At 71.7% G+C, this 12,864-nt stretch carries 15 protein-coding genes; 4 read left to right on the forward strand and 11 right to left on the reverse strand.

Annotation, left to right across the window (positions count from 1 at the left end; genetic code table 11):
- Positions 1-48 precede the first annotated feature (48 nt).
- Positions 49-411: an arsenate reductase family protein gene (locus ACF09J_RS01070; RefSeq protein ID WP_392303261.1), complete on the reverse strand. Its 363-nt coding sequence runs from the start codon at positions 409-411 to the stop codon at positions 49-51.
- 235 nt (positions 412-646) lie between these two features.
- Here ACF09J_RS01070 and ACF09J_RS01075 point away from each other — a divergent pair, with 235 nt between their 5' ends.
- Positions 647-961: a hypothetical protein gene (locus tag ACF09J_RS01075; RefSeq protein ID WP_392303262.1), complete on the forward strand. Its 315-nt coding sequence runs from the start codon at positions 647-649 to the stop codon at positions 959-961.
- A gap of 44 nt (positions 962-1,005) precedes the next feature.
- Here the strand turns inward: ACF09J_RS01075 and ACF09J_RS01080 are convergent, their stop codons facing one another.
- From ACF09J_RS01080 to ACF09J_RS01100, 5 genes are all read right to left on the reverse strand, one after another.
- Positions 1,006-2,193 (reverse strand): winged helix DNA-binding domain-containing protein, encoded by a 1,188-nt coding sequence (locus ACF09J_RS01080; protein ID WP_392303263.1) that lies wholly within the window; start codon positions 2,191-2,193, stop codon positions 1,006-1,008.
- Positions 2,194-2,277: 84 nt separating this feature from the next.
- Positions 2,278-2,910 (reverse strand): phosphotransferase family protein, encoded by a 633-nt coding sequence (locus ACF09J_RS01085; protein ID WP_392303264.1) that lies wholly within the window; start codon positions 2,908-2,910, stop codon positions 2,278-2,280.
- Complete coding sequence (locus ACF09J_RS01090) at positions 2,889-3,473, reverse strand: hypothetical protein (protein ID WP_392303265.1); 585 nt, start codon at positions 3,471-3,473, stop codon at positions 2,889-2,891. Before ACF09J_RS01090 ends, ACF09J_RS01085 begins: the two co-directional genes overlap by 22 nt.
- 2 nt (positions 3,474-3,475) lie before the next feature.
- Positions 3,476-4,399, reverse strand: a complete 924-nt coding sequence (htpX, locus tag ACF09J_RS01095; RefSeq protein ID WP_392303266.1) for a zinc metalloprotease HtpX — start codon at positions 4,397-4,399, stop codon at positions 3,476-3,478.
- 161 nt (positions 4,400-4,560) lie between these two features.
- The gene (locus tag ACF09J_RS01100; protein WP_362347754.1) at positions 4,561-4,818 is read right to left on the reverse strand and encodes a hypothetical protein; all 258 of its coding nucleotides are present in this window, start codon (positions 4,816-4,818) and stop codon (positions 4,561-4,563) included.
- A gap of 397 nt (positions 4,819-5,215) precedes the next feature.
- On the opposite strand from ACF09J_RS01100, the gene ACF09J_RS01105 reads away from it, so the two are divergent.
- Positions 5,216-5,479 carry a hypothetical protein gene (locus ACF09J_RS01105; protein WP_392303267.1) on the forward strand — a complete coding sequence of 88 codons (264 nt, stop codon included), beginning with the start codon at positions 5,216-5,218 and terminating at the stop codon, positions 5,477-5,479.
- A gap of 107 nt (positions 5,480-5,586) precedes the next feature.
- Here ACF09J_RS01105 and glnA read toward each other — a convergent pair whose 3' ends face one another.
- Complete coding sequence (gene glnA, locus ACF09J_RS01110) at positions 5,587-6,996, reverse strand: type I glutamate--ammonia ligase (RefSeq protein WP_392303268.1); 1,410 nt, start codon at positions 6,994-6,996, stop codon at positions 5,587-5,589.
- A gap of 209 nt (positions 6,997-7,205) precedes the next feature.
- Here glnA and ACF09J_RS01115 point away from each other — a divergent pair, with 209 nt between their 5' ends.
- Positions 7,206-7,673 carry an RDD family protein gene (locus ACF09J_RS01115; RefSeq protein WP_392303269.1) on the forward strand — a complete coding sequence of 156 codons (468 nt, stop codon included), beginning with the start codon at positions 7,206-7,208 and terminating at the stop codon, positions 7,671-7,673.
- Positions 7,674-7,942: 269 nt separating this feature from the next.
- Here ACF09J_RS01115 and ACF09J_RS01120 read toward each other — a convergent pair whose 3' ends face one another.
- The 4 genes from ACF09J_RS01120 to lipB form a co-directional block, all read right to left on the reverse strand.
- Positions 7,943-8,644, reverse strand: a complete 702-nt coding sequence (locus tag ACF09J_RS01120; RefSeq protein WP_392303270.1) for a DUF4191 domain-containing protein — start codon at positions 8,642-8,644, stop codon at positions 7,943-7,945.
- 92 nt (positions 8,645-8,736) lie between these two features.
- Positions 8,737-8,937, reverse strand: coding sequence for a hypothetical protein (locus ACF09J_RS01125; RefSeq protein WP_392303271.1), 201 nt, complete (start codon positions 8,935-8,937; stop codon positions 8,737-8,739).
- 271 nt (positions 8,938-9,208) lie between these two features.
- Complete coding sequence (gene lipA / locus ACF09J_RS01130) at positions 9,209-10,174, reverse strand: lipoyl synthase (protein ID WP_376395133.1); 966 nt, start codon at positions 10,172-10,174, stop codon at positions 9,209-9,211.
- Positions 10,175-10,293: 119 nt separating this feature from the next.
- Positions 10,294-11,091, reverse strand: a complete 798-nt coding sequence (gene lipB / locus ACF09J_RS01135) for a lipoyl(octanoyl) transferase LipB (protein WP_392303272.1) — start codon at positions 11,089-11,091, stop codon at positions 10,294-10,296.
- 244 nt (positions 11,092-11,335) lie between these two features.
- On the opposite strand from lipB, the gene ACF09J_RS01140 reads away from it, so the two are divergent.
- Positions 11,336-12,826, forward strand: coding sequence for a regulator (locus ACF09J_RS01140; protein WP_392303273.1), 1,491 nt, complete (start codon positions 11,336-11,338; stop codon positions 12,824-12,826).
- Positions 12,827-12,864 lie beyond the last annotated feature (38 nt).

The raw sequence follows: 12,864 nt of genomic DNA on the forward strand, positions 1-12,864 counted from the left end.
CGACACGTCACGCCGCTTCGGCGACGCCGCACGCCGTCGCGCCGGCGCTCACCCGCGCCCCAGCGCGTCCCGCACCGCCTCCTCGCTCCGCGCCACGACCGCCGTGCCGTCGTCGGCCGTGATGATCGGACGCTGGATCAGCTTCGGATGCTCCGCCAGCGCCGCGATCCACCGCTCGCGCGCCCCGGAGTCCCGGGGCCAGTCCTTGACACCGAGCTCCTTCGCGGCGGCCTCCTGCGTCCGCGTGACGTCCCACGGCTCCAGCCCCAGCCGCCCGAGCACCTCCCGGATCTCCTCCGCGGTCGGCACGTCCTCCAGATAGCGGCGCACGGTGTACTCGGCCCCCTCGGCATCGAGCAGCCCGATGGCGCTGCGGCACTTGGAACAGGCCGGATTGATCCAGATCTCCATACGGCCCACGGTACTTCAGGGGCCGGGACCGGCAAATCCGTCTGTTCGAATTTCTGCCGCACCCTGCGTCCCGTGCGAAACATTGGTGACAGGGCGTCAATTATGGTGTTTCACCTGCGCAGATTCATGAACTTCGCAGGCCCCGGTTGTCAGTGCCGGGCGGTAGAATTGACCCAGTGTTCGAGAGCGTCGCCGGAGTTTTCCGCGGCGCTCCCACCGCGACAGGAGGATGCCTGTGGCCGCTGCCGCACTGAAGCCGAAGCCGTTGCCGACCCAGTCCACCGTGAAGCGTCCCGTCCTGCTCGACCTGCCCTACGAACCCGTGGCGAAGCGGCCGTTGCCGCCGGGGCGGCCGCGGGAGTGGTACGTCATCCACAACCGCCGTCTGAAGGCGATGCGGCTCGCCATCGCGCTGCTCGACTCGGGCGTCCACCTGCCGCACCAGGCCCGCGACGAGACGATCCGCGGCATCGCCGAACTCATCGGCGTGCACCGGCCGTCGGGCACGACCTGTCACATGGTGCGGGCGCTGATGCGCTACTCGCGCTGAGCCCGGACGCCGGGCGCCCCGTGGACGCGGGCGCCCGGCCCGGCCTACGACGCCGCCAGTTCCTTCTCCAGCGGTGTGCGGAAGCGCGGTGTGACCCGGGTGGGGCCGAGCCGGCTCTCCAGCTCCCGCGCCAGCCGGTCGATCGCCGCCTCCGCCTCCGCGCCCAGCCCCTCCCGGTCCAGGATCCGCCAGGCGATCCCGCCGTCGGCTCGCTGGGCCCAGGCCCCGACGACCCGGCCGTTCCACCACACCGTCGGGCCGACGTTGCCGCTGCCGTCGAACAGGGCCGGCCGCAGCCGGGGCGCGAGGTACCAGTCCCGCTGCTGCCAGCCCATCGCCGTGGGGTCGAGGCCGGGCAGCAGGGCCGCCCACGGTTCCTCCGGACCGGTCACCGGGGCGACGTCGTCCCCGGTGACGTACGCCGTGCCCTCGTCCACCCTCACCTCCCGCGCCCCCACCGCGGCCAGCGCCCGCCGCACGTCCGTCACACGCCACCCCGTCCACCACTTCAGGTCGGCCTCGGTCGCCGGGCCGCAGGCCGCCAGCCAGCGGCGCAGCAGATCGCTCTGCGCGCCGGCGACGTCCAGCTCGGGATGCTCGGGCGCGAGGGCCCAGCGGAACTGGGTGGACGTCCAGGAGCCGAGCGGCCGGCCCCTGACCACCTTGCCCTCCACGCCGAGGACGCGCAGGAGCCGCGAGGAGACCGTGTGCACGCCCTCGTAGCTCTTCCCGGCCGCGTACGCGAACTGCTCCCGCAGCCGCGGCTCGTCCTGGGCCAGCTCGGCGGCCGTGGCCTGCCCACGCCGGGCCAGCGCGGCCAGCGCCGACTCCTCGACCTCCGTCAGCCAGGCCGCGTCCGGCGCGCCCGCCTTCGCCATGTCCTTGATCAGGGCGGCGCGGGCACGGGCGGCGACGGCGATGCCGGTCGAGGCGTGGACGACGGCGGTCAGCTCCGCCGGGAAGACGAAGACCGTGTGCCGCATGCCGTGCATCCGCACCAGCGTGCGGTCCTCGTACAGCGCGTGCTCCGTGCGCGGCACCGTTCCGGCCGGGTCCGCCAGGCGGGCGCCCACGCCCAGGTACACCGTCGCCGGGTCCGTCCCGTGCAGTGCGACCAGCGCCCGGGCGACCTCCTCCGGTGTGCTCGCCCGCGTGCCGGTGGCCAGCCGGTGCCGCAGGGCGAGCCTGGCCCGCCGCTCCGCCACGTCGATGTACCGCGGTTCCTCGCCCACGAGACCTCCGCCCCCAGTAGTGCCTGACCGCATCCTCCCCGACGCCACTGACACCGGCCCCGTCCCGCCGTCGCCGAACCGGCCTCAGCCGTACCGTTCCATCAGCCCGAGCACGTACGCCCGCAGCCGGTCCTCCAGTACCTCCGGGGTGAGGTCGGTCCGCCCGAGTTCGCGCCACGGGCCGGCGAGTGCGGCGGCGTCCGGGGCGTAATGGAGGGCGTTGAGCAGCCGCCAGTACAGGTGGGCCGGGCCGTCGGCGAGCGGACGTCCCCCGTGGGCCTGGTAGCGGTCCCGGAAACCCAGGCCGTGCTCGGGGCCGTGCAGCAGCGCGAGAGCCGTCGAGCAGTGCGCCACGTCGAGGTCGGCGGGACCCCACGAGGTCTCCACCCAGTCGACGACACCGCTGATCCGCGCATCGTCGCCCGCACCGGTGAACAGCACGTTCCCGGGGTGGAAGTCACGGTGCAGGAAGCAGCCCTCGTACTCCGGAGGCTCACGGCGGAGCACGTCCACCGCACGCTCCCACGGCGCACCAGGCCGGGCACGCACCCGCTCCGGTGACGTCCACGCCTCGTACCGCCGGGGGCGCTCGTCCGGCACGACACCGTGGATCCGTACGAGCTGCGCCGCCAGCAGGTCCAGACGCGCGGCGCACACATCGCGGCGGCCGGCCCGGCTCGTGCGCCGGGGCCCGGTCACAGGCCGGGGGCGCCCCACACCGGGAACCAGCGGGTCAGGTCCTGCTCGATGCGCAGATCGTCGGCCAGGGCCGCCTTCACCCGGAGTTCCAGGGAGTTGTCGCGCCGCTGTGCCCGGCCGGCCAGTGGCGCGAACGGGTAGAAGGTGCCCCGCTTGTAGAGGTACACCAGCGCCAGCCGCCGGTCGGCGTCGTCGTGGAAGCCGGCCAGGGAGCACAGGAGCTGGGGGCCGAAGCCGTTGACCTCCATGGCGCTGTTGACCGCGTGCAGGTCGTTGACCAGCTCGGGCAGTTGGTCCGGGCCACGGCGGGAGACCAGCCACGAGTAGCCGTAGGCGTCCTGGGACAGCTCCACGGGCGGCCCCTCGCGGTCGGCGTCCGCGTCCAGCAGGGCCTGGACCTCGCGGTGCGTCTGCTCGAAGGCGGCGCCCTCGACCGTGGCGAAGCACACCGCGCCCTGCCCGGTCGGGGTGAAGCCGGCCGCCGCCTCCAGGGTCACGGCCGCCGACGGCAGCGCGAACAACTGGTCGAGGTCGGGCAGGGCGGGTTTGGTACGGCCGAGGAGAATGTCCAGGAGCCCCATCCTCAGCCCGCCTTCCCGGGCGTCGCGGCCTCGCCCAGCTCGGCGGAGATCCGCGCCAGCTCCTCCAGCCGCCGCTCCAGGGTCGGGTGGGTGGAGAACAGCCGGGAGATACCGGGCTCGGCGCCCAGTGCCGGAGTGAAGTAGAACGCGTTGAAGGCCTGTGCGGTACGCAGGTCCTCGGACGGGATCCGGCCGATGTCACCGGTCACCTTGGTGAGCGCGGAGGCCAGCGCCGAGGGCCGTCCGGTCAGCAGCGCCGCCGCCCGGTCGGCGGCCAGCTCCCGGTACCGGGACAGTGCCCGGATCAGCAGGAAGCTGATCGCGTACACGGCCGCGGAGACGCCCATCACCATGGCGAACAGGGCCAGGGTGTTCTGGTCCTTGCGTCCGCGCCCGCCGAACAGCTCCGAATAGAAGGCGAACCGTACGACCAGGCCCGCGACTACCCCGAGGAAGGAGGCCACCGTGATCACGGCGACGTCCTTGTGCGCCACGTGCGACAGCTCGTGCGCGAGCACGCCCTCCAGCTCGGCCGGTTCCAGCCGCCGCAGCAGCCCCGTGGTCACGCATACCACGGCGTTGTCCGGGTTCCGCCCGGTCGCGAACGCGTTCGGCATGTCCATGCTGGACACGGCGACGGTCGGCTTGGGCATGTCCGCCATGGCGCACAGCCGGTCGACCACCGCGTGGAGCTGGGGGTACTCCTCACGCTCCACCACCTGTCCGTGCATCGCGAACAGGGCGATCCGGTCGGAGAACCAGTACTGGGCGCCGAGCATGCCGGCCGCGATCACCACGACCAGCACCCAGGACTTCAGCAGCACGATCAGCACGGCCACGAACGCCACGTAGAGCAACCCGAGCAGGAACAGCGTGACCCCCATGCGCACGGTCAGCCGTCGGTCGCTCCGGAAGCGGCTCTGCATCTTCCATCACCCCGCAGTCAGGCACTCGTCCCGCCATCCAGTGTGCACCTGCGGATGCCCATGAAGCGGTCCCGATCAGCTCCAGGAGGGGCAAAAGCCGCCTGTGAGCCCGCGTGCGCGGGGGGTGAGCGCCCGGGGGCCCCGGAACTCGGCGAAAGGCCTCAGAGGTAGCCGTGCGTCCGGCCGTAGCCGAGCAGCACGATCACCGCGGCGACGCAGCCGAGCACCAGGACCGTGGATATCCACGAGGAACGGCGCGGAGCGACCGGGTCGGGGTCGGCGCGGAACGGGACCGGCCCCGGCGGGTTGTGCTTCCAGCGCGCGGCGAGCATCCGGGCACGGGCCGACGGCTCCTTGTGCTCGGCGGCACGCGCCCACCGGTGATCGAACTCCCGCTCAAGGTCGTCGTGCTCGGTCATCCCCGTTACCTCTCCGGTCCTTATCCGTCCTTGATGCCGACGAGGAATCATCCCCTGACCACGGGAGTGCTGTGAAGCGATCGTTGCTGTGAAGCGATCGCTCGAGATGCTGCGCGCCCGCAGGGAAGCTAGCCTCTATGGGTGAGGGCGGCGGTCCGGGAACAGGCCCGGCGTCGGCCGAAGACCCTGCTCACGGGGGCTGACAGCGCGTCCGCGCGGGCCCTGCCGCCTGTACCCACGCGGCAACACCTACGACCGCGCCGCCGAACCCTTTCCGGCTGCGGCCGCGGCCATTCTTCTCGTGCCCGAACCCGCACGAGGGGGTGGAAAGGAAGGTATTCCCATGAAAGCACAGCGTGCAAGGCGTCTCCTCGCAACGTCCGCAGTCGGTGTTCTGATGGCGGCCGGCACCGCCCTCGGTGCGGCGGGCACGGCCTCGGCAGCGACCCCGGCCACGGCTCCCGCCCACGTCTCCGCCGTCTCCACCAACCTCACCCACGGTGGCGGCTGCGGTTGGTGGTCCCGCTGGTGCGGCGGCTTCGGCCGCGGCGGCTTCTTCGGCCCCGGCTACGGCTTCGGCCCGGGCTACGGCTTCGGCCCCGGCTACGGGGGCTACGGGTACGGCTTCGGCGGCGGCCCGGTGGTGGTCGTGGTCCGCTGACCCGCCCCACGAGCCGTGCTCCGCTGACCCCACCACGGCCGAGGGCCGCCCCCCGGAAACGGGGGGCGGCCCTCACCGTGAGGCCTGCGCCATGAGATCTTCGCCGATCACACGTCGAAGTACAGCTCGAACTCGTGCGGGTGCGGGCGGAGCTGGAGTGGTGCGATCTCGTTCGTGCGCTTGAAGTCGACCCACGTCTCGATCAGGTCGGACGTGAACACGTCGCCCTGGAGCAGGAACTCGTGGTCGTCCTCCAGCGCCTGGAGGACGGCCTCCAGCGAGGTCGGGACCTGGGCGACGTTGGCGTGCTCCTCGGGTGCCAGCTCGTACAGGTCCTTGTCGATCGGCTCGGCCGGCTCGATCTTGTTCTTGATGCCGTCGAGGCCCGCGAGCAGCAGCGCCGAGAAGGCCAGGTACGGGTTGCCGGAGGAGTCGGGCGCGCGGAACTCCACGCGCTTGGCCTTCGGGTTGGAGCCGGTGATCGGGATGCGCATCGCGGCGGAGCGGTTGCGCTGCGAGTACACGAGGTTCACCGGGGCCTCGAAGCCCGGCACCAGGCGGTGGTACGAGTTCACCGTCGGGTTGGTGAAGGCGAGCAGCGCCGGGGCGTGCCTGAGGATGCCGCCGATGTAGTAGCGGGCGGTGTCCGACAGGCCCGCGTAGCCGGCCTCGTCGTAGAACAGCGGCTCGCCGTTGCTCCACAGCGACTGGTGGACGTGCATGCCCGAGCCGTTGTCGCCGAAGATCGGCTTCGGCATGAAGGTCGCCGTCTTGCCGTTGCGCCAGGCGACGTTCTTCACGATGTACTTGAAGAGCTGGAGGTCGTCCGCGGCGGCGAGCAGCGTGTTGAACTTGTAGTTGATCTCGGCCTGGCCGGCGGTGCCCACCTCGTGGTGCTGGCGCTCCACCTTCAGGCCGTTCTTCGCCAGCTCCAGGGAGATCTCCGCGCGCAGGTCGGCGAAGTGGTCGACCGGCGGGACGGGGAAGTAGCCGCCCTTGTAGCGGACCTTGTAGCCGCGGTTGTCCTCCAGCGCGCCGGTGTTCCAGGCGCCCGCCTCGGAGTCGATGTGGTAGAAGGACTCGTTCTCGGCGGTCCGGAACCGGACGTTGTCGAAGACGTAGAACTCCGCCTCGGGGCCGAAGAACGCGGTGTCGGCGATCCCGGTGGACGCCAGGTACGCCTCGGCCTTCTTCGCCACGTTGCGCGGGTCACGGGAGTACTGCTCGCCGGTGATCGGGTCGTGGATGAAGAAGTTGATGTTGAGAGTCTTGTCCCGGCGGAACGGGTCCACCCGCGCGGTGGACAGGTCGGCGCGCAGGGCCATGTCGGACTCGTGGATGGCCTGGAAGCCGCGGATCGAGGACCCGTCGAACGCCTGCTCCTCGTCGGGGTCGAACGCCTCGGCGGGCAACGTGAAGTGCTGCATGACGCCCGGCAGGTCGCAGAACCGGACGTCGATGAACTTGACGTCCTCGTCCGCGATGTACTTCTTGGCCTCGTCGGCGTTCTGGAACATCCAGCTCCTCCTACTCCCGACCGTCCCGCCGGGGTGGTAGATCGTTGGTGCGGCCGGTGCGGTGGCACACGCTGTGCTCGACCCTAGGGACGGGTGATTTCCCGGGCGTGACTCATTTGTTTCGCTGAAGTTAACCGGCTCGGGTGGCGGTCACGGTCGCGGACACCCCGCCGACCCCCCTGATTCCAGCGTCGCAGTACGGTGGTCGGGTGGACAACAGGCAAGCAATGGGATCATGGCTGTCCGGCCCGCGCGCGGCCATGGAGGACGCCGGCGCGGACTTCGGCTACCGGGGTCGGCAACTGGGGCTGCCGGAGGAGGGACCCGGTTCGATCGCGGGTCCGGGCCGGCGGCTCGGCGCGCTGGCCGTCGACTGGGCGCTGTGCCTGTGGATCGCCTACGGCCTGATCACGCACGGCTACCACCAGGCCACCAGCAACTGGGCGCTGCTCATCTTCCTGGCGCTGGGCGTCCTCACCGTCGGCACGATCGGCTTCACGCCCGGCAAGCGCCTGTTCGGCCTGCGCGTGGTCGCCCTCGCCACCGGCCGCGTCCAGCCGCTGCGCGCCCTGCTGCGCACGGTCCTGCTGTGCCTGGCCGTCCCCGCCCTGATCTGGGACCGCGACGGCCGCGGCCTGCACGACCGGCTGGCGGGCACCGTGGAGGTCCGGATCTAGGGCCTGTTGCGAAAGTCCCGTCGTCCGCCCGGAGGGCGGGCCTCGCGGCGTCAGGTGCGTGCTCTCGGCGTGCCGGGCCCTGGCCCTCGTACTGGATGTACTTGGGTCAGGGCCCGGTGCGGCGAGAGGGCGTGCATGGCGTCGCGAGGCAGGCGGGACTTTCGCAACAGGCCCTAGCGGTATCCGTAAGCAGAAGCGTTCCTACGACGACGGGGCGCCCGGAGAGTGGTCTCCGGGCGCCCCGTCGTCGTAGAGGTGTCTGTGCGGGATCAGCGGGTCTTCGGGCCGCCCTTCGGCATCCGCATGCCCTTGGGCATCGGACCCTTCGGCACCGGCATGTTGCTCATCAGGTCGCCGAGGGCGCGCAGCCGGTCGTTGGTGGCGGTGACCTGCGGGCCGGTCAGCACGCGCGGGAACTTCAGCAGGGTCGTGCGCAGCTTCTTCAGCGGGACCTGGCCCTCGCCGTTGCCCACCATCACGTCGTGCACCGGGACGTCCGCGACGATCCGGTTCATCTTCTTCTTCTCGGCGGCGAGCAGGGACTTCACCCGGTTCGGGTTGCCCTCGGCGACCAGCACGATGCCGGCCTTGCCGACCGCTCGGTGCACCACGTCCTGGCTGCGGTTCATGGCCACCGCCGGAGTGGTGGTCCAGCCGCGGCCCACGTTGTCCAGGACCGCCGCGGCGGCGCCCGGCTGGCCCTCCATCTGCCCGAACGCGGCGCGCTCGGCCCGGCGTCCGAAGATGATCGCCGTCGCGAGGAAGGCGAGCAGCAGGCCCAGGATGCCGAGGTAGACGGGGTGGCCGATCGCGAAGCCGATCCCGAGAAGGACACCGAAGGTGATGATGAAGACACCCGCGAGTACCAGACCGATCTTGTTGTCGGCCTTGCGGGTCATCTTGTAGGTCAGAGCGATCTGCTTCAGTCGCCCGGGGTTGGCAGCCTCGGCTGCGTTGTCCTTCCTCGCCATGCCACGAAGTCTACGTGGCTCCCGGAGCGGCCCTCGACGGCAGTGCCCGTGCGGGCCTTGGGCAGCAGGTGGGAAGGGGTGGGGAGGAGCGATCAGGGGCCGACGGCGGGGAACTGGTCGAGGACGCGCTGCGCCTCGACGCGGTCCTTGGCCCGGCGGCGGTCCTCCAGGACGGAGGTCCAGGCGTTGCGGCGGGCGGTGCGCTGGCCGCTGCTCATGAGCAGGGACTCGACCGCACGCAGTGCGACGGTGAAGGACGGGATCGCGGTGGCGCGAACGTGCGCGGCCTGCATGGGAGGTCCCCCTCGTGGCGGCTCTTGGTGTACGGGGCGTGAGTCCAGGGTCACTGCTTGGTGTTACCAGGACGTGACCGGCCGGTCAAACACCGATGAAGCCTCGCGGCCGCGGTCCGAAAGGCTGACGCGGCCCTGCCGAGGCGCTCATCTGCGGCGACGGTCAGGACCGCGTCGTATCGGCCACTACCGGGCAGTAGGTTCTTGTGCCCGATTTCACACACTCTCCGCCCGCCGGTGGGGCGGGAGTGGTGACGGCTGGTCAGCCGGGTCAGACCGCCTGGGCGGCGATGTACGTGCCCCGCTTCTCGACGGCCATCCGGTACAGCCGCCCGGCGCGGTAGGAGGACCGTACCAGCGGACCCGACATCACGCCCGAGAAGCCGATCTGCTCGGCCTCCTCCTTCAGCTCCACGAACTCCTGCGGCTTGACCCACCGCTCCACCGGGTGGTGGCGCACGGAGGGGCGCAGGTACTGGGTGATGGTGACCAGCTCGCAGCCCGCGTCGTGCAGCTGCTTGAGCGCCTCGACGACCTCCTCGCGGGTCTCGCCCATGCCGAGGATGAGGTTGGACTTGGTCACCAGGCCGAAGTCGCGGGCCTCGGTGATGACCTTCAGGGAACGCTCGTAGCGGAAGCCGGGGCGGATCCGCTTGAAGATCCGGGGCACCGTCTCGACGTTGTGGGCGAAGACCTCGGGGCGGGAGTCGAAGACCTCCGCGAGCTGCTCGGGGACGGCGTTGAAGTCCGGGGCGAGCAGTTCGACCTTCGTACGGCCGCTCTCGCGGTCCGCCGTCTGCTGGTGGATCTGGCGCACGGTCTCGGCGTACAGCCAGGCGCCGCCGTCCTCCAGGTCGTCGCGGGCGACGCCGGTGATGGTGGCGTAGTTGAGGTCCATGGTGACCACGGACTCGCCCACGCGGCGCGGCTCGTCGCGGTCCAGGGCCTCCGGCTTGCCGGTGTCGATCTGGCAGAAGTCGCAGCGCCGGGTGCACTGGTCGCCGCCGATGAGGAAGGTCGCCTCGCGGTCCTCCCAGCACTCGTAGATGTTCGGGCAGCCGGCTTCCTGGCAGACCGTGTGCAGGCCCTCGCTCTTCACGAGGTTCTGCATCTTGGTGTACTCGGGGCCCATTTTCGCCCGGGTCTTGATCCACTCGGGCTTGCGCTCGATGGGGGTCTGGCTGTTGCGGACCTCCAGGCGCAGCATCTTGCGTCCGTCGGGTGCGACTGCGGACACGACCGGCTCCCTGTAGCTTCGATTCTTCGGCGTACACCAGGGTACGCCCGTGCTTGTTGCGCCCCGTGGGGGAGGCCAACCTGCGGGCCTGGGGGATCATTCCCCCCGGCGGTCCCCGGTCAGGCGGTGGCCTTCTCGATCTCCCGCGGCTTCAGGTCCGCGTTCTCCAGGACGTCCCGCAGGTGCCGTTCGACGACCGGCAGCACCTCCTCGATCGTGACGTCCCGGCCGAGCTCGCCCGCCAGCGAGGCCACGCCCGCGTCCCGGATCCCGCACGGGATGATCTTGTCGAACCACTTGTTGTCCGGGTTCACGTTCAGCGCGAAGCCGTGCATGGTGACGCCCTTGGCGACCCGGATCCCGATCGCCGCGATCTTGCGGTCCTCGCGGCGCTGGCCGGCGTTGGAGGGCGCGTACTCCGGACCGTTCAGACGGGGGTCGAACTCGTCGTCGGCCAGGCGCGGGTCGAAGTCCAGGGACAGTCCGCCCAGGGTGGGCCGCTGCTCCACCGGGTCGCCCAGCACCCACACGCCGCTGCGCCCCTCGACCCGCGTGGTCTCCAGGCCGAACTCCGCGCAGGCGCGGATCAGCGCCTCCTCGAGGCGGCGCACGTGGGCCACCACGTCCACCGGGCGGGGCAGCTTCTGGATCGGGTAGCCGACAAGCTGGCCGGGGCCGTGCCAGGTGATCTTGCCGCCGCGGTCCACGTCGATGACGGGCGTGCCGTCGAGCGGGCGCTCGCTGTCCTCGGTCCGCCGGCCGGCCGTGTAGACCGGGGGGTGCTCGAGCAGCAGCACGGTGTCGGGGACCTCGTCCGCGAACCGGGCGGCGTGCACCCGGCGCTGCTCGTCCCAGGCCTGGACGTAGTCCACGGCCTCGGCACCGAATCCCATGCGGACGAACCGCAGCTCACTCACGGCGAACGCCTCCCTGGAAGGTCGTAAGGCACGAAACGTGCCCACGTCACTGTACGTCCGGCCGGAACGCGTCAGCTCCGCGGGCAATCCTCACACGATCGGATGAATGGTGGTCGAACTCTGCGGTCAGCTGCTCACTCTCCGCTACATTCGCGCCGTTCATGAGGCCATAAGGGCTGCTCACAGGCAATCCGGACACCACGCGGCCGCGTGGCTGCCCGAGAGGCAGGAGACCGCACCGCAGATGACGGAACGACCCGCGCAGCGCACTCCCAACCGCCAGCTCGCCGCGCTCATCGCAGAAGCGGGATTCTCCAACGCGGGTCTGGCCCGTCGTGTCGACCAGCTCGGTCTCGAACACGGGCTCGACCTCAGATACGACAAGACGTCGGTCACCCGCTGGCTGCGCGGCCAGCAGCCGCGCGGGACCACGCCCGCCCTCATCGCGGAGGTCTTCACCCGGCGCCTGGGCCGCCGTCTGACCGCCCAGGACCTCGGTCTGGACGCCTGCGCCCCGGTCTACGCGGGACTGGAGTTCGCCGCCACCCCGGAGGAGGCCGTCGACATCGTCGGCGGGCTGTGGCGCAAGGACTGCGGCAGCCACGCCGAACTGCGCAGGATCGCCTTCACCCCGGCGGGGCTCGTCGTGCCCAGCCGGGACTGGCTGATCGGCCGGGCCGACGACCGGGTCGCCCGCGCGGAGGCACCGGCCGCCCGGGTCCCCGTCCAGGGACGCCCGGACCGGCCCGCCCTCGTCGTGCCCGACCCCTCGGTGCCCGGCGTGCCCCGGCAGCGGGTCCGGGCCGACCGGGTCCCGGCCGGACGGGAGCCGGGCCTGAAGGTCACCGGCGGCGACATCGCCGCCCTGCGCTCGGTCGGCGAGCTGTTCCGCACCCTCGACGACCTGTACGGCGGCGGCCACGCCCGCCAGGCCCTGGTGCGCTATCTGGAGCACGAGTGCGAGCCGATGCTGCGCGGCACCTACGGCGAGCAGACCGGCCGCCGGCTCTTCGGGGCCGCCGCCGACCTGACCCGGCTCGCCGGCTGGACGTCGTACGACATCGCCGCGCACGGGCTCGCCCAGCGCTACTTCGTGCAGGCACTGCGGCTCGCCCAGGCCGCCGGGGACCGGCCCTACGGCGCCTATGTGCTGGTCACCATGAGCCGGCAGGCCGTCTACCTCGGACACGGGCGGGAGGCCGTGCAGCTCGCGCGGGTGGCCCAGCAGGGGCTCGGCGGCTCGGCCCCGCCCGCGATGCAGGCGCTGCTGCACGCCGCCGAGGCGCGCGGGCACGGCGTGCTGGGCGAAGTGCGCGCCTGCACCGCGTCCCTGGTGCGCGCGGAGCGCTCCCTGGAGGCGGCCAGGCCCGGGGACGAGGTGCCCTCCTGGGCCCGCTTCGACGAGGGCCGGCTGGCCGACGAGTCCGGGCACTGCCACCGGGACCTCCAGCAGTACCGCGCCGCCGCCCAGCACGCCGAGCGCGCCCTCCAGCTCCGCGCACCGGCGCACGCCCGCAGCCGGCTGTTCTGCCGGGTGGTCCTGGCCACCGCCCGTCTCGGCCTCGGCGACCTGGACCAGGCCTGCCGCCTGGCCGCCGAGGCGGCGGCCCAGGCCGCCGACATGCGCTCGGTACGGGCGGTGGAGTACGTCAAGGACTTCGAACGCCGCCTGGAGCCGTACAGGGACGCGACCCCCGTACGCGGCTACCGGGACAGGGTGGCGGCCTTGGGCTGAGGCCCGGGCAGAGGCCCGGTGGTGGTGCCGGGCCTCTG

Origin of the sequence: Streptomyces sp. NPDC014889 (assembly GCF_043081205.1) — a bacterium.
GTDB lineage: Bacteria > Actinomycetota > Actinomycetes > Streptomycetales > Streptomycetaceae > Streptomyces.

Coding starts and splice junctions, on each gene's coding strand:
- ACF09J_RS01070 (WP_392303261.1), bottom strand. CDS start 411: ATGGAGATCTGGATCAATCCGGCCTGTTCCAAGTGCCGCAGCGCCATC.
- ACF09J_RS01090 (WP_392303265.1), bottom strand. CDS start 3,473: ATGGGGCTCCTGGACATTCTCCTCGGCCGTACCAAACCCGCCCTGCCC.
- htpX (WP_392303266.1), bottom strand. CDS start 4,399: ATGCAGAGCCGCTTCCGGAGCGACCGACGGCTGACCGTGCGCATGGGG.
- ACF09J_RS01100 (WP_362347754.1), bottom strand. CDS start 4,818: ATGACCGAGCACGACGACCTTGAGCGGGAGTTCGATCACCGGTGGGCG.
- ACF09J_RS01105 (WP_392303267.1), top strand. CDS start 5,216: ATGGCGGCCGGCACCGCCCTCGGTGCGGCGGGCACGGCCTCGGCAGCG.
- glnA (WP_392303268.1), bottom strand. CDS start 6,996: ATGTTCCAGAACGCCGACGAGGCCAAGAAGTACATCGCGGACGAGGAC.
- ACF09J_RS01120 (WP_392303270.1), bottom strand. CDS start 8,644: ATGGCGAGGAAGGACAACGCAGCCGAGGCTGCCAACCCCGGGCGACTG.
- ACF09J_RS01125 (WP_392303271.1), bottom strand. CDS start 8,937: ATGCAGGCCGCGCACGTTCGCGCCACCGCGATCCCGTCCTTCACCGTC.
- ACF09J_RS01140 (WP_392303273.1), top strand. CDS start 11,336: ATGACGGAACGACCCGCGCAGCGCACTCCCAACCGCCAGCTCGCCGCG.